Source organism: Citrobacter sp. CK191, assembly GCF_030333435.1.
GTDB classification, from domain to species: domain Bacteria; phylum Pseudomonadota; class Gammaproteobacteria; order Enterobacterales; family Enterobacteriaceae; genus Citrobacter_B; species Citrobacter_B koseri.
Map to the genome: position 1 here is coordinate 213,057 of NZ_JAOWFX010000030.1, position 20,820 is coordinate 233,876.

At 54.7% G+C, this 20,820-nt stretch carries 19 protein-coding genes; 11 read left to right on the plus strand and 8 right to left on the minus strand.

Features of this window, described 5'->3' with window-relative positions; genetic code table 11:
• The first annotated feature begins 71 nt into the window (after positions 1 to 71).
• Positions 72 to 860: a 4,5-DOPA-extradiol-dioxygenase gene (ygiD, locus tag OGV82_RS10470; RefSeq protein WP_047461156.1), complete on the plus strand. Its 789-nt coding sequence runs from the start codon at positions 72 to 74 to the stop codon at positions 858 to 860.
• Between the two features lie 85 nt (positions 861 to 945).
• Here ygiD and OGV82_RS10475 read toward each other — a convergent pair whose 3' ends face one another.
• The 3 genes from OGV82_RS10475 to tolC all read right to left on the minus strand — a co-directional run bounded on the left by OGV82_RS10475 (position 946) and on the right by tolC (position 4,465).
• Positions 946 to 2,106, minus strand: a complete 1,161-nt coding sequence (locus OGV82_RS10475) for a glutathionylspermidine synthase family protein (RefSeq protein ID WP_047461159.1) — start codon at positions 2,104 to 2,106, stop codon at positions 946 to 948.
• A 5-nt stretch (positions 2,107 to 2,111) separates the two neighbouring features.
• The gene (locus OGV82_RS10480) at positions 2,112 to 2,780 is read right to left on the minus strand and encodes a DUF1190 family protein (protein ID WP_012135168.1); all 669 of its coding nucleotides are present in this window, start codon (positions 2,778 to 2,780) and stop codon (positions 2,112 to 2,114) included.
• A 215-nt stretch (positions 2,781 to 2,995) separates the two neighbouring features.
• Entirely contained in the window at positions 2,996 to 4,465 is a 1,470-nt protein-coding gene (gene tolC / locus OGV82_RS10485) for an outer membrane channel protein TolC (protein WP_012135166.1), read from the minus strand.
• A gap of 199 nt (positions 4,466 to 4,664) precedes the next feature.
• Between tolC and nudF the strand changes: the two genes are divergently transcribed.
• The 5 genes from nudF to parE are packed head-to-tail and all read left to right on the plus strand — an operon-like array spanning position 4,665 to position 9,070.
• Positions 4,665 to 5,297, plus strand: coding sequence for an ADP-ribose diphosphatase (gene nudF, locus OGV82_RS10490; protein WP_024130957.1), 633 nt, complete (start codon positions 4,665 to 4,667; stop codon positions 5,295 to 5,297).
• A complete protein-coding gene (locus OGV82_RS10495; protein WP_012135164.1) occupies positions 5,294 to 5,716 on the plus strand; it encodes a DUF1249 family protein in 423 nt (140 codons plus the stop codon). Before nudF ends, OGV82_RS10495 begins: the two co-directional genes overlap by 4 nt.
• A 24-nt stretch (positions 5,717 to 5,740) precedes the next feature.
• Positions 5,741 to 6,568 (plus strand): 3',5'-cyclic-AMP phosphodiesterase, encoded by an 828-nt coding sequence (cpdA, locus tag OGV82_RS10500; RefSeq protein WP_012135163.1) that lies wholly within the window; start codon positions 5,741 to 5,743, stop codon positions 6,566 to 6,568.
• Positions 6,568 to 7,149, plus strand: a complete 582-nt coding sequence (gene yqiA / locus OGV82_RS10505; protein ID WP_012135162.1) for an esterase YqiA — start codon at positions 6,568 to 6,570, stop codon at positions 7,147 to 7,149. The genes cpdA and yqiA overlap by 1 nt, the downstream gene beginning before the upstream one ends.
• Before the next feature lie 28 nt (positions 7,150 to 7,177).
• Complete coding sequence (gene parE, locus OGV82_RS10510) at positions 7,178 to 9,070, plus strand: DNA topoisomerase IV subunit B (RefSeq protein WP_012135161.1); 1,893 nt, start codon at positions 7,178 to 7,180, stop codon at positions 9,068 to 9,070.
• 75 nt (positions 9,071 to 9,145) lie between these two features.
• Here the strand turns inward: parE and OGV82_RS10515 are convergent, their stop codons facing one another.
• The gene (locus OGV82_RS10515; RefSeq protein WP_012135160.1) at positions 9,146 to 9,997 is read right to left on the minus strand and encodes a helix-turn-helix transcriptional regulator; all 852 of its coding nucleotides are present in this window, start codon (positions 9,995 to 9,997) and stop codon (positions 9,146 to 9,148) included.
• 165 nt (positions 9,998 to 10,162) lie between these two features.
• Between OGV82_RS10515 and OGV82_RS10520 the strand changes: the two genes are divergently transcribed.
• From OGV82_RS10520 to OGV82_RS10530, 3 genes are read left to right on the plus strand one after another with little or no spacing between them, the layout of a single operon-like run.
• A complete protein-coding gene (locus OGV82_RS10520) occupies positions 10,163 to 11,983 on the plus strand; it encodes a DUF2264 domain-containing protein (RefSeq protein ID WP_047461164.1) in 1,821 nt (606 codons plus the stop codon).
• A gap of 32 nt (positions 11,984 to 12,015) precedes the next feature.
• A complete protein-coding gene (locus OGV82_RS10525; protein ID WP_012135158.1) occupies positions 12,016 to 13,284 on the plus strand; it encodes an oligosaccharide MFS transporter in 1,269 nt (422 codons plus the stop codon).
• A 34-nt stretch (positions 13,285 to 13,318) separates the two neighbouring features.
• Positions 13,319 to 14,509, plus strand: coding sequence for a glycoside hydrolase family 88 protein (locus OGV82_RS10530; protein ID WP_047461167.1), 1,191 nt, complete (start codon positions 13,319 to 13,321; stop codon positions 14,507 to 14,509).
• A 115-nt stretch (positions 14,510 to 14,624) separates the two neighbouring features.
• Here the strand turns inward: OGV82_RS10530 and OGV82_RS10535 are convergent, their stop codons facing one another.
• The 4 genes from OGV82_RS10535 to qseB all read right to left on the minus strand — a co-directional run bounded on the left by OGV82_RS10535 (position 14,625) and on the right by qseB (position 17,666).
• Complete coding sequence (locus OGV82_RS10535) at positions 14,625 to 14,939, minus strand: putative quinol monooxygenase (protein WP_012135156.1); 315 nt, start codon at positions 14,937 to 14,939, stop codon at positions 14,625 to 14,627.
• Between the two features lie 30 nt (positions 14,940 to 14,969).
• The gene (locus OGV82_RS10540) at positions 14,970 to 15,551 is read right to left on the minus strand and encodes an NAD(P)H-dependent oxidoreductase (protein WP_047461170.1); all 582 of its coding nucleotides are present in this window, start codon (positions 15,549 to 15,551) and stop codon (positions 14,970 to 14,972) included.
• A 109-nt stretch (positions 15,552 to 15,660) separates the two neighbouring features.
• Positions 15,661 to 17,010 carry a quorum sensing histidine kinase QseC gene (gene qseC / locus OGV82_RS10545; protein WP_012135154.1) on the minus strand — a complete coding sequence of 450 codons (1,350 nt, stop codon included), beginning with the start codon at positions 17,008 to 17,010 and terminating at the stop codon, positions 15,661 to 15,663.
• Entirely contained in the window at positions 17,007 to 17,666 is a 660-nt protein-coding gene (gene qseB, locus OGV82_RS10550; protein WP_012135153.1) for a quorum sensing response regulator transcription factor QseB, read from the minus strand. The genes qseC and qseB overlap by 4 nt, the downstream gene beginning before the upstream one ends.
• A 153-nt stretch (positions 17,667 to 17,819) precedes the next feature.
• Here qseB and OGV82_RS10555 point away from each other — a divergent pair, with 153 nt between their 5' ends.
• Both OGV82_RS10555 and parC read left to right on the plus strand, forming a co-directional pair.
• Positions 17,820 to 18,212, plus strand: a complete 393-nt coding sequence (locus OGV82_RS10555) for a YgiW/YdeI family stress tolerance OB fold protein (protein ID WP_012135152.1) — start codon at positions 17,820 to 17,822, stop codon at positions 18,210 to 18,212.
• Positions 18,213 to 18,343: 131 nt separating this feature from the next.
• On the plus strand, positions 18,344 to 20,602 hold the full coding sequence (gene parC / locus OGV82_RS10560) for a DNA topoisomerase IV subunit A (RefSeq protein WP_047461173.1): 2,259 nt from the start codon (positions 18,344 to 18,346) through the stop codon (positions 20,600 to 20,602).
• Positions 20,603 to 20,820 lie beyond the last annotated feature (218 nt).

Sequence of the window (20,820 nt, forward strand, 5' to 3'; positions counted from 1 at the left end):
CTGAGTTCTTCATCCATCGAAAAAGCGTATTGTGATGATATCAAAATGACTCCCTCAGTAAGGATATCATCATGTCTTCAACACGTATGCCAGCATTGTTTTTAGGTCACGGTAGCCCGATGAACGTTCTGGAAGATAATGTGTATACCCGTGCCTGGCGGCATCTGGGGGATACATTGCCGCGTCCAAAAGCGATTGTCGTTGTTTCGGCGCACTGGTTCACGCGAGGGACGGGCGTGACGGCGATGGAAGCGCCAAAGACGATCCATGATTTTGGCGGCTTTCCTCAGGCATTGTATGACACGCACTATCCTGCGCCCGGTTCGCCGGAACTGGCGCAACATCTGGTTGAGTTGCTGTCGCCGACGCCGGTCGCGCTGGATAAAGAGGCGTGGGGCTTTGATCACGGCTCCTGGGGCGTGTTGATCAAGATGTACCCGAATGCGGATATCCCGATGGTGCAGTTGAGCATCGACAGCACCAAACCGGCGGCCTGGCATTTTGAAACAGGGCGCAAACTGGCGGCGTTGCGGGACGAAGGCATTATGCTGGTCGCCAGTGGCAACGTGGTGCATAACCTGCGCACGGCGCGCTGGCATGGCGAGAATACGCCCTACCCGTGGGCAACGTCATTCAATGAGTATGTGAAAGCGAATCTGACATGGCAGGGGCCGGTAGAACAGCATCCGCTGGTTAATTACCTCGATCATGAAGGAGGATCGCTGTCGAACCCAACGCCGGATCACTATCTGCCGCTGCTGTATGTGTTAGGCGCATGGGATGGCAAAGAGCCGGTGACGATCCCGGTTGACGGCATCGAGATGGGCAGCCTGAGTATGCTGTCGGTACAGGTGGGATGATTAATGCCCGATGGCGCTACGCTTGTCGGGCCTACGGCACGAATTGTAGGCCGGGTAAGGCGAAGCCGCCACCCGGCACAAGAAACTATTCGACAAAGATATGCGGGTAGAAGCGGGACAGATCCTGGGTGATCAACGCTCTGTCTTCGCGAATACCGATCCCGGCGGGTTGATCGTTGATCAACCAGCTGCCAATCAGCATATAGCTGTCGCCAAACTTCGGCAGCGGACAGAACTGCTGCACAATCATGCCTTCTTCGCCGTAAGGGCCTTCCACCGCTTCGATCGTTTTCCCGTTCTCAATGATGGAGACGTTAGCGCCTTCACGCGAGAAGATCGGTTTGACGACGAATTTTTCCATTTGCGGATAGTCATCTTCCGCAAAATAAGCCGGCAGCAGGTTAGGGTGATCCGGGAACATTTCCCATAACATTGGGAGCAGCGCTTTATTGGAGATAATGCTCTTCCAGGCCGGTTCCAGCCAGCGAACGCCAGCATCTTCCAGCTTGGTGGAGAACATTTCACGCAGCATAAATTCCCACGGATAGAGCTTAAACAGGTTGGCAATCACCTGATCCTGCAAGTCCGAAAACTGACCTTTTTCACCCAGGCCGATATCTTCAATGTAGAGGAACTCGGTGGCGATTTCAGCTTCGGCGGCGCAGTCCTGTAGATACTGGATTGTCCCGCGATCTTCCACGGTGTCGCGACAGCAGGTGAGGTGCAGCAGTTGGAAGCCATACTGCTCACGCAGCTCGGCGAAGCGTTCGATCAGCTTTTCTTGCAGACTGTTAAACTGATCGCTGCCTTCCGGCAGGTTGCCCGCATTTAGCTGGTCTTCCAGCCAGATCCACTGGAAAAACGCGGCCTCATACAGTGAGGTCGGCGTATCGGCGTTATTTTCTAAAAGCTTAGGCTCCCCCGTGCCATCCCACGCCAGATCGAGGCGGGAATAGAGCGACGGCTGCTGCGTTTGCCAGGACTGACGTACAAAGCCCCAGGTATGCTTAGGAATGCGAAACTTCGTCATCAGCTCGTCGCTGGCGATCACTTTCTCCACGACCTTAAGGCACATCTGGTGCAGTTCAGCGGTGACGTCTTCCAGCTTCTCAACCTGGTCGAGCGCCAGCTTGTAGTACGCGTCTTCACACCAGTACGGTTCCCCGTACATCGTGTGAAAATTAAAACCGTATTCGGTGGCTTTCTCGCGCCAGTCCGGGCGCTCAGTAATACTGATTCTTTCCATGCGTCTTAGCCGCCCATCGAACGATTCGAGGTGCCGGTGGCGCTACGCTGCATTGTGCTTTGTTTTGCCACTGACTCGCCAAAACCACCACGGGTAACGGTTGTGGTTGTGGCGGGCTTCGGCGCCATCGCGGTTTTCGGTACAGTCATGGTACGGCCAGGCTGTGCGGCGCCGTAGTTCTTGCCGCTGGCGTCGGTGTATTTACCGTAGGCCGGGCTGGCCGGGTTTTTTGAACTGAACAGTGGTTGCTGAGCAAAGCCCGCGCCGCCGCCCATCATTCGGCCCATCATGTAGCCCGCCATCAGCGGCATCCAGAAGCTGCCGCTGGATTGCGCCTGCGCCTGATTTTCCGGCGCCATGCCAGCCTGAGCCGGCGCCTGCTGGCACTGGCCTTCGCCGAATTCAGCCACGCAGTCTTCACGCGTCGCGTATTTCGGCGCGGTACGTTCCGCTTCTTTCAGGGCATTGTTGAATGCGGTCGTACATTCAGCGTTTTTGCCCGGGTTCGCTGCCGAGCAGTCGTCGGCGTTTTGATACAGCGAAACCGTTTCGTCGCTTTTTTCACAGCCGGCCAGCATAAAGACAGCGGTAACCGCCAGAGCAACCGGAGTAAGATGACGTGCGCTCCAGCTTTTGCGGAACGAGGCGTGATGTATAGATTTTGTCCGTTTCATTTTTGTCTTCCAGGACCCAGTGATAAACACAATAAATAATGCTCAGGATAGTGGATGGCTGGTCGAAATTGAAGCGAGAAGAGGCGAGAATGCGGCAGAATGGCGGGATCTTTACGTTGCCTTACGTTCAGACAAGGTTTAGCGCCCGGTGGCGCGACGCTTACCCTGCCTGCGATCAGGTAGGCTCAATAAGCGAAGCGCCATCGGGCAATTCATCAGTTACGGAACGGGTTGTTACCGTTGCTGCTGGTGGAACGTGCTGAAGCAGGCTGAACCGTACTGGCATTATAGCCATCCGCCGCTGCATCCTGTTGCGGGGTTTCCGGCGCGACGTTGTCCGGGGATGTCGAGATCGGTTTACCCAGCGCATTGTTTAGCGCCACCAGATCCTGCTCGTTCAACGTACCGAGAGCATTCTTGATGTTCAGCTGGTTAATCAGATAGTTATAACGCGCATTCGCCAGTTGTTGCTTCGCTTCATACAGCGCGGTGGTGGCATCCAGCACGTCAACAATGGTACGCGTACCCACGGAATAACCGGCTTCGTTTGCATCCAAAGAGCTTTGCGCGGAAACAACGGCCTGTTTGTAAGCGTTAATGCTGCTGATAGAAGCATTAATGTTGTTGAAGGAAGAGCGCACGGTCTGCACGACGCTGCGGTGCGCGCTTTCCAGCTGTTCGCTCGCGCCAACAAAGTTGTACTGCGCCTGTTTCACCTGAGAGTTGACCATCCCACCCTGATACAGCGGCAGCGAGAAGCTCAGGCCGATTTTGTTCTGGCCCATATTGCTGTCGTCATACTGCGTGCTGTTATGGGTTTTAGAGCCGCTATAAGAAGTGTCAGACACGCCGGTAGAGGCGGTTAAATCCAGCGTTGGCAGATGACCGTCCTGCGCCTGGCGGATTTGCTCGCGCGCCAGATCCTGGCTCAGACGCGCCTGCAACAGCGTCAGGTTACGGTTTTCGGCCTCTTTCAGCAGCGCGTTAACGGCCTGCGGCTTGTCGGTTTTAAAGTTCGTGACATTCAGCGAAGCCAGTTCCGGGTAGTAGTTACCGGTGACCTGGCGCAATTCTTCTACGGCGTTATCCAGATTGTTGCGGGCGGTGACTTCGTTCGCCAGCACGGTATCGTATTGTGCTCGGGCGTTTTGCACGTCAGTGATAGCGACCAGGCCGACGTTAAAACGCTGGGTGGTTTGATCTAACTGACGATAAACGGCTTCTTTCTGCGCCTGCGTATAAGAGAGAACGTCAATGGCGTTCAGGACTTTAAAGTAGGCGCTCGCCGTATTGAGGATCAGCGTTTGCTGATCGGTCTGGAACGTGACGTCCTGGATACCTGCGGATTTTTCCTGCAACGTCAGCGCGCGCCATTTTGACATATCAAAAAGGGTCTGGGTTAATTGCAGAGAGGCGCTGGTGGCGTTGGAGTTGATGCCATTCGCATCACGATAGCCGTTGCTGTAGGTGTAATCGGCACCTAAACCCAGTTGCGGCAGTAAAGGACTACGCGCTTCGTTAATTTTTTCGAATGCAGCATCGCGATCGGCGGCGGATTTACGCAATTCCGGGTTGCTCAGGCGTGCTTGCTGATAAACTTGCATCAGGTTCTCTGCCTGGCTCAGTGTGCTGAACCCCGTCAGGCTCAGGCCGATAAGGATGGGGAGCAATTTCTTCATTTGCATTCCTTGTTGTGAAGCAGTATTTAGCGCTGATCAAATTGTAAAAATAATTGCTGATTCTAGCAGAATCCGCCACTGCAAAAAGTTGGCGTTACGTGCCATCCGGCGTTAATTTGCACCAATTTATCACAAGGTCGCTGAAACGGCAGTCAAACGCCCTTGAAATTCACATTTTAATCACTATTGGTACCAGGACAGCACAATGCATAAACCAGACAACTCGCCAATGACTTTCTCCAAAAACGATGTAGAAATTATTGCACGAGAAACGCTATATCGCGGTTTTTTTTCACTGGATCTCTATCGTTTCCGCCACCGCCTGTTCAACGGTGAAATGAGCGGTGAAGTGAAACGCGAAATTTTTGAGCGCGGCCACGCCGCAGTGTTGCTACCCTTTGACCCTGAGCGCGACGAAATTGTACTGGTCGAACAGATTCGTATCGCGGCGTATGACACCAGCGAGACGCCGTGGTTGCTGGAAATGGTCGCCGGGATGATCGAAGAGGGCGAAACCGTTGAGGAGGTCGCTCGTCGCGAAGCAATGGAAGAGGCCGGACTTGAGGTCAAACGGACGAAACCGGTCATGAGTTACCTGGCAAGCCCCGGCGGCACCAGCGAGCGTCTTTCTATTTTAGTGGGCGAAGTGGATGCCACGACCGCGAACGGGATTCATGGTCTGGCCGATGAAAACGAAGATATTCGTGTTCATGTGGTAAGTCGGGAGCAGGCTTACCAGTGGGTAGAAGAGGGGAAAATCGACAACGCGGCTTCTGTCATCGCTTTGCAATGGCTGCAACTGCACTATCAAGAGTTAAAACACGAGTGGAAAAAATGAAGCGTTACACACCTGACTTCCCTGAAATGATGCGCCTGTGCGAAACTAATTTTTCGCAATTGCGCCGCCTGTTGCCGCGCAATGACGCACCCGGCGAAACAGTAAGCTATCAGGTGGCCAACGCGCAATATCGGTTAACGATCGTTGAATCGACCCGATACACTACGCTTGTTGCGATCGAGCAGACGGCGCCAGCCATTACGTACTGGAGCCTGCCGTCACTTACGGTGCGCCTGTACCATGACGCGATGGTGGCCGAAGTGTGTTCAAGTCAGCAGATCTTTCGCTTCAAAGCGCGGTATGATTATCCAAATAAAAAGTTGCATCAACGCGACGAAAAGCATCAAATTAATCAGTTTCTGGCCGACTGGCTGCGTTACTGTTTAGCACATGGAGCGATGGCGATTCCGGTTTATTAGCGTCGTGAAACCTAAGGACACCATTTGGAAAGCCTGTTAACCCTTCCTCTGGCTGGTGAGGCCAGAGTCAGGATCTTACAAATTACCGATACTCACCTGTTTGCCGAAAAACATGAAACGCTGCTGGGCGTGAATACCTGGGAAAGTTACCAGGCGGTGCTGGATGCGATTCATGCCGGGCAGCACGAATACGATCTGATCGTGGCGACAGGTGATTTAGCGCAGGATCAAACGGCTGCGGCCTATCAGCACTTTGCTGAAGGTATCGCAAGCTTTCGCGCGCCTTGCGTTTGGTTGCCGGGTAACCATGACTTTCAGCCCGCGATGTACAGCGCGTTGCAGGAAGCGGGGATCTCCCCGGCCAAACGCGTGTTTATCGGCGATCAATGGCAAATCTTGCTGCTGGATAGCCAGGTTTTTGGCGTACCGCATGGTGAATTGAGCGACTTTCAGCTTGAATGGCTGGAGCGCAAACTTGCCGATGCGCCGGAGCGCCACACCTTGCTGCTTCTGCATCACCATCCATTGCCTTCGGGATGCAGCTGGCTGGATCAGCACAGCCTGCGTAACGCGGCCGAACTGGACAGCGTGCTGGCGAACTATCCACGCGTCAAATACCTGCTGTGCGGTCATATTCATCAGGAGCTGGATCTTGACTGGAATGGCCGCCGCCTGCTGGCGACGCCGTCCACCTGCGTCCAGTTCAAGCCGCACTGCGCGAACTTCACGCTGGACACGATAGGGCCAGGCTGGCGGACGCTGGAACTGTACGCCGAGGGTTCTCTGGAAACGCAAGTGCATCGTCTGCCGGGGACTCAATTCCGACCCGATACCGCTTCGGAAGGATACTGATGTCTACGCTTCTTTATCTGCATGGGTTTAATAGCTCTCCGCGTTCGGCAAAGGCATGTCAGCTTAAAAGCTGGCTGGCGGAGCGCCACCCTCATGTTGAGATGATCGTGCCGCAACTGCCGCCGTATCCTGCCGATGCGGCAGAGTTGCTGGAATCTATCGTGCTTGAACACGGTGGAGCGCCGCTCGGCGTCGTTGGATCGTCGCTGGGCGGCTATTACGCCACCTGGCTGTCGCAGTGTTTTATGTTGCCTGCGGTGGTGGTGAACCCGGCGGTGCGGCCGTTTGAACTGTTGACCGACTACCTCGGTCAGAACGAGAACCCCTACACCGGGCAGCAATATGTGCTAGAGTCTCGCCATATTTACGATCTTAAAGTCATGCAGATTGACCCGCTGGAAGCGCCGGATTTGATCTGGTTGCTGCAACAGACGGGGGATGAAGTGTTGGACTACCGCCAGGCGGTGGCGTATTACGCCTCCTGCCGCCAGACCGTTATCGAGGGCGGAAACCATGCATTCACGGGCTTCGAAGATTATTTCAACCAGATTGTCGATTTCCTTGGACTGCACAGTTTCTGACAATCAATTCGAATTGCTAATTTAAATCATGACGCAAACTTATAACGCTGATGCCATTGAGGTACTCACTGGGCTTGAGCCGGTACGCCGCCGCCCGGGGATGTACACCGATACAACCCGCCCGAACCATCTTGGGCAGGAAGTGATTGATAACAGTGTGGATGAAGCACTGGCGGGTCACGCAAAACGCGTGGATGTGATTTTACATGCCGATCAGTCACTGGAAGTGATTGATGACGGCCGTGGGATGCCGGTGGATATCCACCCGGAAGAGGGCGTTCCGGCGGTTGAACTGATCCTCTGCCGACTGCATGCGGGCGGTAAGTTCTCCAACAAGAACTACCAGTTCTCCGGCGGTCTGCACGGGGTGGGGATTTCCGTCGTCAACGCCTTGTCAAAACGCGTGGAAGTCACCGTGCGTCGCGATGCCCAGGTCTATAGCATCGCCTTTGAAAACGGCGAGAAAGTGCAGGATCTTCAGGTTGTCGGGACATGCGGTAAACGTAATACCGGCACCAGCGTTCACTTCTGGCCGGATGAAACTTTTTTCGACAGCCCGCGTTTTTCCGTCTCTCGCTTAACCCATATCCTGAAAGCGAAAGCGGTGCTGTGCCCTGGCGTTGAAATCACCTTTAAAGATGAGGTCAACAATAGCGAGCAGCGCTGGTGCTATCAGGATGGCCTGAACGACTATCTGGGCGAAGCGGTTAACGGCCTGCCGACCCTTCCTGAAAAACCGTTTATCGGTAATTTTGCCGGTGATACGGAAGCCGTAGACTGGGCGCTGCTGTGGCTGCCGGAAGGCGGCGAGCTGCTGACCGAAAGCTACGTTAACCTGATACCGACGATGCAGGGCGGCACTCATGTGAACGGGCTGCGCCAGGGTCTGCTGGACGCGATGCGTGAATTCTGCGAATACCGCAATATTCTGCCGCGCGGCGTGAAGCTGTCTGCGGAAGATATCTGGGATCGCTGCGCTTACGTGCTCTCGGTGAAGATGCAGGACCCGCAGTTCGCCGGGCAGACCAAAGAGCGTCTCTCTTCGCGCCAGTGTGCGGCGTTTGTGTCGGGCGTGGTGAAAGACGCCTTCAGCCTGTGGCTTAATCAGAACGTTCAGTCTGCGGAGCTGCTGGCGGAGATGGCCATTTCCAGCGCCCAGCGTCGACTGCGCGCGGCGAAGAAAGTGGTGCGCAAAAAGCTGACCAGCGGCCCGGCGCTGCCGGGTAAACTGGCGGACTGTACCGCGCAGGATCTCAATCGTACCGAACTGTTCCTCGTGGAAGGGGACTCGGCGGGCGGTTCCGCCAAGCAGGCGCGCGATCGTGAATATCAGGCGATCATGCCGCTGAAAGGTAAGATCCTCAACACCTGGGAAGTCTCTTCCGATGAAGTGCTGGCATCGCAGGAAGTACACGATATTTCTGTGGCGATCGGCATCGATCCAGACAGCGACGATCTGAGCCAGCTGCGTTACGGCAAGATCTGTATCCTGGCGGATGCGGACTCCGATGGTCTGCACATCGCCACGCTGCTCTGCGCCCTGTTTGTGAAGCACTTCCGCACGCTGGTGAAGCACGGGCACGTCTATGTTGCGCTGCCGCCGTTGTACCGTATCGATCTCGGCAAAGAGGTCTACTATGCGCTGACGGAAGAAGAGAAAGCAGGCGTGCTGGAACAGTTGAAGCGTAAGAAAGGCAAGCCGAACGTGCAGCGCTTTAAAGGTCTGGGTGAAATGAACCCGATGCAGCTGCGCGAAACCACGCTCGATCCGAACACCCGTCGCCTGGTGCAGCTCACTATCAGCGACGAAGACGATCAGCGTACCAACGCCATGATGGATATGCTGCTGGCGAAGAAACGCTCCGAAGACCGCCGCAACTGGTTGCAGGAAAAAGGCGATATGGCGGATCTCGACGCGTAATCGACCATTGAATGCCTTATCCGGCCTACGCTCGCATTGTGCCCGTAGGCCGGATAAGCGAAGCGTCATCCGGCGTTACTGTCTATGCCGCTTGCGATACTGTAACGGCGTTTCGCCAATCCCTTTGCCAAAGGCACTAATAAAGTACGTCACGTCTGAAAACCCCACTTGTCGGGCAATCTCCCGCACACTCTCCTCGCTGTGTAACAACGCTTCACAGGCTTTGCGTAACCGAAGGGTATTGAGGTAATTGAGGATGCTTTCACCGGTTTCAAAATGAAAGCGCCGGGAAATGTAGCTTTTTGATTTTCCTGACTCTTCTGCCAGCTCGCTGAGGCTGAATTTACGGGTGTAGTTCTCATCCAGCCAGAACATCACCTGGCTTGCTATTCCGGTGCCAATCTCCGTCATATTGACGTTATCTTCGGGCAACAGGCTAAATAAACTCAATAACAGGCAGGAAATCTGTTCGGCGTTAAGCGGCTTGAGCGCTGCCATTTTTTCGTAACGGCTGAAGAGAAAATCAACGTGCGGGTGAATATCCGCCACATCGAATACTCTGGCCTCGCCGCCACGTACGGTCAGACTTTGCAGACGCTGTTGATTAAGCGGAAAATCGCGCAGCACTTTCAGTACCGCATGCTGATCGAGGTGAATAATGGTTCGGCGGTAGTGGTCTTGCGCCTGCTCATCCACCATGATTTTATGCAGGGTAAAGGGCGGGAAAAAGAACAATCGACCTGGCCGCATGGTGTATTGCTGGTGATCGACGATCACCACGCCAAATCCTTCCTCCACATACAGCACCTCCAGACACTGATGCCAGTGGTGATAGCGAACCGAGTTAGCAAATAATCGACTAAATGACGCAATGGCGTCATTGAGCGCGATCAGTTCCAGATGTTCCTGAGATGAGGGTGCATTCATAGTGCAACAGATTTAAATTTTTGCCGCTGAATTCTGGTTTATAAACCTTGTTTTTAAATTTTTTCAATCACTGTTTTATTTTAATTCTATTGGTGTGATTGAGATAACATTTCCGCTTGTCGGCGATTCACTATCCTTTAGCCACTTAATTCAGAGGGGCAGAGTATGTGGTCGGCAACTGAAGAAAAATCAAATCCATTGTCATTCCGTGAAGACGTAATCAGCGCCGTCACAACGATGCTGAGCGCGCTGGATAAACAGTTTCCCGCAGGGGCGGCGCAGTTTTCACTGGGTGACACTTGCGCGCACTACAGTGTGGATATCGCCTGCATGGAAGGGCTCTCCAGAGCGTTATGGGGTCTGTTTCCTCTGATGGCTGGCGGCGCTGAGGTGCCGTTTGCTGATAAGTATATTCAGGCGATTAAACTCGGCACCGATCCACTCAGTCCGCACTACTGGGGCGATACCGACCCTTACGATCAGCGCCTGGTTGAGATGGCCGCCTACGGCCTCGGCCTGGCGTTGCTGCAAACGCGTTTAACCGACAAGTTCAGCGAAACGGAACTGGCGAATCTTCATCGCTGGCTAAACCAGATCACCGACGCGCAAATGCCGGACAGCAACTGGAACTACTTTGCGATTATCGTCCAGTTGGGTTTCAAACGTGCCGGGCTGCCGTTCGATCAGGCGGCGATCGACCGCCGTTTTACGATGATGGAAGCGTACTACCTGGGTGACGGCTGGTATGCCGATGGCCCCGGTCGCCCAAAAGATTACTACATCTCGATGGCTTTCCATTTTTACGGGCTGCTGTACGCCACGCTGAACCCGGAAGATGCTGCCCGTGTCGCCACCCTGCGCGAACGCGCTCGCCTGTTTGCCGCTGATTTTATCTACATGTCGGCAGCAGATGGCGCATCCGTACCGTTTGGCCGCAGTCTGACCTATCGCTTTGCGATGGTCGCGTTCTGGAGCGCGGCGGCGTTTGCTGAGCTGGATGTCTTCTCGCCGGGCGTGATTAAAGGGGTGATCCTGCGGCATCTGCGCTGGTGGCAGCAGCAGCCGATTGTCGATCGTGACGGCATTCTGACGCTGGGGTTTACTTATCCGAATCTGGCGATGTGTGAAGATTACAACTCGCCGGGCTCCCCTTACTGGGCGCTGAAGGTCTTTTTGATCCTCGCCTTGCCGGACGATCACGCCTTCTGGCAGGCCGAAGAACTCCCGTTGCCGCAATGCGCAGAAAAACACGTTATTCCCCATGCCGCACAAATTTTGCAGCACAGTGAGAATTCAGACCATGTCACGATGCTGACTTCGGGCCAGCTTGAACTGAATAACTACGTTAACACCGAAGCGAAATACACGAAGTTTGCCTACTCCAGCCGTTTTGGTTTCACCATTGAACGCGGACGCTATGGCCTTAAACATGCGGCGTGTGACTCCATGCTGCTGCTGGCGGATAGCGACAACTATTTCCGTGGCCGCCGTCGCTGCGACGAAGTGCGGGTCGATGAGAATTTTATTTTTTCCCGCTGGTCTCCGTGGCATGACGTCACTGTCGAGACCTGGCTGGCGCCCTTCGGCGAGTGGCATCTCCGCCTGCACCGCATCCACAGCGCGCGAACGTTGCAAACCGTGGAAGGCGGCTTTGCGGTGATGAAAACGGCGCATCAGCTCAGTGAGCGCGGATGCTACCTGGCGGCAGAGAACGGATGCAGCACGATCGTCGATCTGTCGCCCGCGCTGGCCCGCCAGCCGGACAGCATTATTACGCCGCCGAACAGCAGCATTATGTTTGCACAATGCGCCGCGATTCCACTGCTTACCGCAGAAATTGCACAGGGCGAAAGCTGGCTGTGTTGCGCGGTTTCTGCTTCCGGGCAACAGAAAAAATATACGGCAATTCCGCAACTGCAAATAAACGATAACCAGGTGGTTATTCGCGAACCAGAAAGCGCACGCCAGTTATCGTTCTTTTTATAAAACTCTGGCCCCTACACGTTGGCGAGGATGGTATGAAAAATTGTTCAACAAATAACAGAACTGAATATTATAAAATCAGTAGCTTTATATTCCTCTATTTCTTTACCTGGTCTGCCAGTATTGGTTTACTGGCCATCTGGCTGGGGCAGAAAGCACAGCTAAGCGGCACGGTTATTGGTACGGTGTTTGCAGTAAACGGTATTTTTGCGGTCATTCTGAAGCCCATTTATGGCTACATTCTCGATAAAATCGGCATGAGCAAATACCTGCTCTATTTTGTTGTTATGATGTCGGCACTAATGGCGCCATTCTTTATTTATGTTTATCAACCATTATTGCTTTCAAACACCATGCTGGGCATAGTTATCGGCGCGATTTACCTGAGCTTTGCCTGGTATGCTGGCGTGGCGGCTTGTGAATCCTACTCTGACCGCTTCAGCCGTCTTAACGGCATGGAGTTTGGCCAAATCCGTATGTGGGGCTCGCTGGGGTGGGCGGTGGCGTCGTCGTTTTCCGGCCTGCTGTTTAACCTCTCTCCGGCGTATAACTTCATTATGGGCAGCGTGGCGTCGGTGGTGATGCTGGTGGTACTGCTGAGTCTGAAAGTGAATGTGAATGCGGCAAACGCAGCGGACGTGCTGACAAAAGAGAAAATCGTCCCGGCGGATGTCTACGCGCTGTTGCGCAGCCGTAAGTTCTGGGCGTTCTGCCTGTATGTCGCCGGCGTGGCGTGGATGATGTTTATCGCAGAGCAGCAGTTCTCCCGCTACTTTGTCACCTTCTTCTCTGACGTTCATGAAGGCAACGCGGTGTTTGGCTATCTGGGAACCGTGCAGTCGGGAATGGAATTTGTCATGTATATGGTGGTTCCATTATTTGTTAACGCGATCGGTGCTAAACGCGGTTTGTTGATTGTGGGGGCGCTGGTTGGCGCGCGTCTGATTATTTCCGGGCTGTGTGATTCACACTTGCTCATCTCTGTACTGAAGCCGCTGTATGGTCTGGAAATCTGTCTGCTGTTGGTTTCGGTCTTTAAATACATTGCTGAACACTTTGATAAACGCGTCAATGCGACCATGTATTTATTGGGCTATCAGGCGATGCTGTATGTCGGCAATGTGGTGATCTCTTCACCTGCCGGATTAATGTATGACCGAATTGGTTTTGAGAAAACGTATATCATCATGGGGATTATTGCACTGACCTTTACGCTTATTTCGGCATTTACCTTATCGGCATGTCAGAGTAAATCCCGCCATCGTACTGCTATTGAGATCGCCGAAAATAATACGGCGCATTAAATTTCATTGGGTTTAATTTAGAAGGAACCGAAATATGTTAAATCATATCGTTGAGGAAACGTTGCGCGCATTTCCTGGCAGCCCGGTTGACGCCGGAACTTTTCAGGATGAAATGATCGGCGCGCGTGAACACGTCCTCGAACTGATTAGCCGTCATTTAACGGAATTCGGTGAAAAATTTCCTGCCGAAACCTGCGTTAAAGGTTATTACCCGTTAACTGACAACGTTGAGTGGACCACCAGCTTCTGGACCGGGCAGCTGTGGCTGGCGTGGGAGATGAGCGGCGAGGCGAAATATCGTGAACTGGCGGAAAAACATGTGCGTTCTTTTGGCCTGCGTATTGCCGGACGCCACGACACCAACACCCACGATCTGGGGTTCCTTTATACCCTGTCCTGCGTCGCAGCCTGGCGACTGACGGGCAACCGTGATGCGCGTGGTTTTTCGCTGATGGCGGCGGAAGCGCTACTGGAGCGTTTCCATGAAAAGGCGCAGATTATCCAGGCGTGGGGCGATCTTAACGATCCCGAACAGGCCGGGCGGATGATCATCGACTGCAACATGAACCTGCCGCTGCTGTACTGGGCGAGCGAGCAGACGGGCGATCCGCGTTTTGCCGAGGCGGCAAAAGCCCATGTGGCGCAGGCCGCGAAATACCTGATTCGTGAAGATGCGTCTACCTTCCATACTTACTACATGGATGTGAAAACCGGCGCGCCGCGTTACGGCAACACCCAGCAGGGTTATGCGGATGATTCATGCTGGTCGCGCGGTCAGGCGTGGGGGATTTATGGCTTCCTGCTGAGCTATATCTACACGGGCGACAAAGAGATGGTGGCGCTGTCGAAAAAGCTGGCGAACTATTTCCTTAATCGCCTGCCGGAAGACGCGGTCTGCCATTGGGATCTGGCGCTGGTGGGGACAGACGCGCTGCGTGACGCTTCGTCGGCGGCGATTGCTGTGTGCGGCCTGCTGGAGTTGATCAAACACCTGCCTGTGACCGATCCGGATCGTGAGCGTTATCAGCAGTGGGCGATGGGAATCATGTCATCGCTAACGAAGCGCTATTTGATGGCGAAAAATGAGAAGGGGAACGGGCTGTTGAAACATTCGGTGTACCACCTTTCGAGCAACAAAGGGGTCGATGAGTGTGCAAGCTGGGGGGATTATTTCTACGTGGAAGCGTTAACGCGGTTTACCCAGTGCTGGAAGCTGTACTGGTAACCATATTGCCTGGAATTGCCCGGTGGCACTGCGTTTACCGGGCCTACATTCAGGGAATGCGCTGTCGTGCTGTAGGCCGGATAAGCGAAGCGCCATCCGGCATTTAGCGCAAAACTTAAACGCCTGACTCCAGAATACGGATACTTGTTTCCAGCACGTCGCCTTTAACGGCTTCGGCGTAGGCTTTCATATGTGGGGTTTGCAAATGCGCTTCGAGATGCGCAACGCTTTCCCACTGTTCAACCATCACGATTGAGTCAGGTGCGGTCGTCTGAAAGGCCACGCCCGCAGCGTGATCGACCATCGGCGCGTAGCCGTGGCAACCCTCTTCTTTCAGCACGGTCGGAATGATTTTGGCAAACTGATCCAGTACCGCCTGACGGTGATGTTGACCTGGACGGGTACGGATTTCAGCAATGACAGTAAGCATGGTTAACTCCTTCTAATTCCAGGCTACTAGTTAACCAAAAATCTCGCTCAGATGCTTGCGATATTCTGCGATATAACGCGGGACATCCGGCATTTTGATGACGTCATTGGTGATAAAGGTCGGTAGCGCTTCCATTCCGAGGAACTGATTGGCCTTGTGGAACGGCAGGTATACGCCATCCACGCCAACGCCGTGGAAGAACTGATCGTTGTCGGTGAAGGCCTCCATCGGTGCGTTCCAGGTCAGAGAAAGCATGTATTTTTTCCCCTGAATCAGACCGCCGGAGCCGTATTTTTTTGACGCGTCCGAACGGGTGCGGCCATCGCTGGCGTACAGCGTACCGTGGCCTTCGGTAAAGACGTCATCCATGTATTTTTTTACGGTCCACGGCGCGCCCATCCACCAGCCAGGCATCTGCCAGATAACCACGTCAGCCCAGACGAAGTGCTGGACTTCGGCTTTGACATCGTAATCACTTTCAGCGCGGACGATTTTGACATCATGCCCGAGGTCGCGCAGAAGGCCATCCGCCACTTCGGTCAGGGTGTCGTTCAACTGACCATTGGAGTGCGCAAATTTTTTCGCCCCGTTGATAATCAGAATGTTGCTCATTATTTGTCCTCTCAGGAATGCGTTTGAAACAGATTTTACGCAGATGAGCGGCCCGGCGAAATGAGCAAAATGTGCAAAGTCTTTTGCTCATTGCGCAATAATCTTGCGATCACCAGGTTACTACGGCTTCAAAGCCTCCTTCCGGCGCATTGCCAAACGAGACGCTCATCCCATGCAGCGAGGCGATACGGCGGACAATCGACAAACCCAGACCACTGCCGGTGACGCTCTGACCTGGCGGGCGATAGAATCGTTCGCCGATACGCGCCAGCACCGCTGGCGAAACGCCGGGGCCATTATCCCGGACGGTAAAATACCGGGCATTCAGCGTCACGTTCACCACGCTGCCCTGTGGACTGTAACGAATGGCGTTATCCAGCAAATTGCGCACCAGCAGGCTGAGCAGCAGCGGTTGGCCCGTGCGCGTGACGTTGTGGGCGTTAACGTGCAGACGCACGTCAATATGCGCCTGCTGGGCCGGTTGCCAGATATCCATTACGGCGGATTGCAATAGCGCCTCCAGCGAGACTTCCGCGACATCTTGCAGGTTATCGAGCGAGTCGAGCCGTGAAAGGGTTAAGAGCTGGTCCACCAGGCGCGTGGCGCGCTCAATCCCCGTATGCAGTTGCATGAGCGCTTTTTGACGCGCCTGCGGGTCGTCGTCCGAGAGTTGCGCCACCTCGGTTTGTACTTTCAGTGCAGTGAGCGGGCTGCGTAACTCATGCGCTGCGTCCGACGTGAATTGCCGCTCGCGCACCATCATCGAATGCGTACGGGCAAATAACTGGTTGAGCGCGCTGACTAACGGACGAACCTCACTTGGCACACCCTTATCGTCAAGCGGCTCTTCCGATTCCGGGGAGCGCAAACGCAGCGCCTGGGCGAGCTTTTTCAGCGGCCTGAGTTCCCGGCTAAGCAGTACAATCAGGATGAGCAGCATCAGCGGAAGCGCGATCAGCCACGGCGTTAGCTGCGCGGTGACAATCGCCAGCGCCATATCCTCGCGGTACTCCAGCTCCTGAGCGACGACGATACGGTACTTGCCATCCGCAGAGGTCAGCCAGACAAAACGCCATTTATCATCATCGCCATTCAGGTATCCGTCATCAAAACCTTCCCGACGGTAGCTGTAGGGAATATCCCGGCCATTATCGCCATCGTTCAGCACCATTCTGCCGTCGGCGGTATACACCGCAAAGGCCAGCACATCGTCATCGACATGACCATGCTTCAATTTTTTCGGCGTCTGCGCCATCCGTTCAGGCGCCGAGATTTCGTTGACATCCAGAGTAATAAGGCGCTTCGCAAACAGCATGAGCTGGGTATCAAACAGCTCGTCGACGTTGTCGGTCGTCTGTTTCCAGGCCACGAAGCTGGAGGCCACCCAGGTGATGGCGGCCAGGATCAGAAAAATAAGCGTGAGCCTGACGCGCAGGCTGAGACGTTGTGTGAGTTTCATGGGTTGCCCAGGGTGTAGCCGATCCCGTGTACGGTGCGGATAAAATCACTGCCCAGCTTACGGCGTAAATGATGAACATGTACCTCAATGGTATTGCTGGAGACATCTTCGTCCCAGGTATACAGCTTCTCTTCGATGAGCTTACGCGGCAACACGCGCCCGACGTTGCGCATCAGCAGCTCCAGCAGGGCAAACTCTTTCGGCTTCAGGGGCAGCGGATCGCCTGCCAGCGTCGCGACCAGATTACCGGGATTGAGCGTAACCTGGCCGTGGCGCAGTTCGTTGCTCACCTGGCCGTTAGCGCGGCGTAACAGCGCCTCCAGGCGGGCGGCGACTTCAATCAGCGCGAAAGGTTTGCACAGATAGTCGTCCGCTCCCAGACGCAGCCCCTCCACGCGTTCCGCCAGCGCATCGCGCGCCGTCAGAATCAATACGGGTTCGCGTTTTCCCTGTTCACGCCATTCGCGCAGGATATCCCGCCCGTCCATCCCCGGTAGCGTAAGGTCGAGGATCACCGCATCATAAGGCGCGCTGTAGAGCGCTTCTTTACCCTGACGACCTTCGGTGAACCAGTCGACGCTGAATCCCATTTTGCTTAAACCCGCCTTGATGCCGTCGCCAATCAGCGCGTCATCTTCTACCAGTAAAATACGCATATGTTCATCCCTGCGGTGACTCTTTCTCTCGCCAGTAAACCCTGTCGCGGCGCGCGTTGTACAGAAAAAAAAGTATCTTTTTTTGCCTTAAGAAGTTGTTAAGGATTACCTTATTTAATTGAGACGAAACAGCGTAAAAAGGGAGAGAGAGTCATGAAAAAATTGGCTGCAATGGTTGCCGTAATGGCGTTGTGTTCCGCTCCGGTTCTGGCGGCTCAGCAAGGTGGATTTTCTGGCCCGACGGCGACGCAAAGTCAGGGCGGCGGGTTTGTTGGCCCGAACGGGAGTAATACGACCGTAGAAAGCGCGAAATCAATGCGTGATGACGCCTGGGTCACCCTGCGCGGTAACATCGTTGAGCGTATCTCCGACGATCTGTATCTGTTCAAGGATGCCACCGGGACGGTGAATGTCGATATCGACCACAAACGCTGGAACGGCGTTACCGTAACGCCGCAGGACCTGGTTGAAATCCAGGGCGAAGTGGATAAAGACTGGAATTCCGTTGAAATCGACGTGAAGCAAATCACCAAAGTCGCCAAATAAACCCCATCAGGGCCGCACTCGCGGCCCTTTTTCTTTGTGACTCAACGCGCCAGATAAGGTAGTATCTGCGGCAATATTGCCTGACGGATACTGGGTTATTGTTCAGGCTAACAGTTGAGGAACCACGATTAATGAGCGATATGGCAGAGCGCCTTGCGCTGCATGAATTCACGGAAAACGCCTATCTGAACTACTCCATGTACGTCATCATGGACAGGGCGTTGCCGTTTATTGGTGACGGACTGAAGCCGGTTCAGCGTCGCATCGTGTACGCGATGTCTGAACTGGGGCTGAACGCCAGCGCCAAATTTAAAAAATCCGCCCGTACCGTCGGCGACGTGCTGGGTAAATACCATCCGCACGGCGACAGCGCCTGTTATGAAGCGATGGTGCTGATGGCGCAGCCGTTCTCTTACCGTTACCCACTGGTTGACGGGCAGGGGAACTGGGGCGCGCCGGACGATCCGAAATCCTTCGCGGCGATGCGTTATACCGAATCCCGCCTGTCGAAATATGCGGAAGTCCTGCTGAGTGAACTCGGTCAGGGGACGGCGGACTGGGTGCCGAACTTTGATGGCACCCTGCAAGAGCCGAAGATGCTGCCTGCGCGTCTGCCCAATATTCTGCTCAACGGCACCACCGGCATCGCCGTTGGGATGGCGACAGACATTCCGCCGCATAACCTGCGCGAAGTGGCGAAAGCCGCGATCACCCTGATTGAGCAGCCGAAAACAACGCTTGAGCAGGTGCTGGATATCGTGCAGGGGCCGGACTACCCGACCGAAGCGGAAATCATCACCTCCCGTGCGGAAATCCGTAAGATTTACGAAAATGGTCGCGGCTCCGTGCGTATGCGCGCGGTATGGAAAAAAGAAGATGGCGCGGTGGTGATTACCGCGCTGCCGCACCAGGTATCCGGCGCTCGCGTACTGGAGCAGATCGCCGCCCAGATGCGGAACAAAAAGCTGCCGATGGTTGACGATCTGCGCGACGAGTCCGATCACGAAAATCCGACCCGTCTGGTGATCGTGCCGCGTTCCAACCGCGTGGATATGGAGCAGGTGATGAACCACCTGTTTGCGACCACGGACCTGGAAAAGAGCTACCGCATCAACCTGAACATGATCGGTCTGGACGGTCGCCCGGCGGTGAAAAACCTGCTGGAGATCCTGACCGAATGGCTGGCGTTCCGTCGCGATACCGTGCGCCGTCGCCTGAACTATCGTCTGGAGAAAGTCCTCAAGCGCCTGCATATTCTGGAAGGTTTGCTGGTGGCGTTTCTCAATATCGACGAAGTGATTGAGATAATCCGCCATGAGGATGAACCGAAACCGACGCTGATGTCGCGTTTTGGCATCACGGAAACTCAGGCCGAAGCCATCCTCGAACTGAAACTGCGCCATCTCGCCAAACTGGAAGAGATGAAGATTCGCGGCGAACAGGATGAGCTGGCGAAAGAACGCGATCAATTGCAGGGCATTCTGGCCTCCGAGCGCAAAATGAACACCCTGCTGAAGAAAGAGTTGCAGGCGGATTCAGACGCGTATGGCGACGATCGCCGCTCCCCACTGCGCGAGCGTGAAGAAGCTAAAGCGATGAGCGAGCATGACATGCTGCCGTCTGAACCGGTGACGATCGTGCTGTCGCAGATGGGCTGGGTGCGTAGCGCCAAAGGCCATGATATTGACGCGCAGGGTCTGAACTATAAATCGGGCGACAGCTGGAAAGCCTCGGTGAAAGGCAAGAGCAACCAACCGGTGGTGTTTATCGACACGACCGGGCGCAGCTACGCCATCGACCCGATTACGCTGCCGTCGGCGCGTGGTCAGGGCGAGCCGTTGACCGGTAAACTGACGCTGCCGCCGGGCGCGACCGTAGAGCATATGCTGATGGAAGGGGATGAGCAGAAACTGCTGATGGCCTCGGACGCAGGCTATGGTTTCGTCTGTACCTTTAACGATCTGGTGGCCCGCAACCGCGCGGGTAAAGCGCTGATCACGTTGCCGGAAAACGCGCACGTTATGCCGCCGGTGGTGATTGAAGATGAAACCGATATGCTGCTGGCGATCACCGCCGCCGGGCGTATGTTGATGTTCCCGGTCAGCGATCTGCCGCAGTTGTCGAAGGGGAAAGGGAACAAGATCATCAACATTCCGTCTGCGGAAGCGGCCAGAGGCGACGATACGCTGGCCCAGCTCTACGTTCTGCCGCCGCAAAGCACGCTCACGATTCATGTCGGCAAGCGCAAAATCAAACTGCGCCCTGAAGAGCTGCAAAAAGTGACCGGCGAGCGCGGTCGTCGCGGTACGCTGATGCGCGGTTTGCAGCGCATCGATCGTATTGAGATTGACTCGCCACGACGCGCCCGCGACGGCGACAGCGAAGAATAAGGCGATTTTAAGCGCCATCAGGCCATCTCATTGTGCCGGATGGCGGCGTAAACGCCTTGTCCGGCCTGCGGTTTTAACGATGCTGTCAGGCCGGATTAACAATAAAATTTCCCGTAAAACCGTTGTTTATTCGCGCATTGCGATTAACAATACGCTTTTCCAGAGAGCCGCTCTTAACAAAGCCCTAACCTGATATCAGGTGACGTAGAATGCGACGC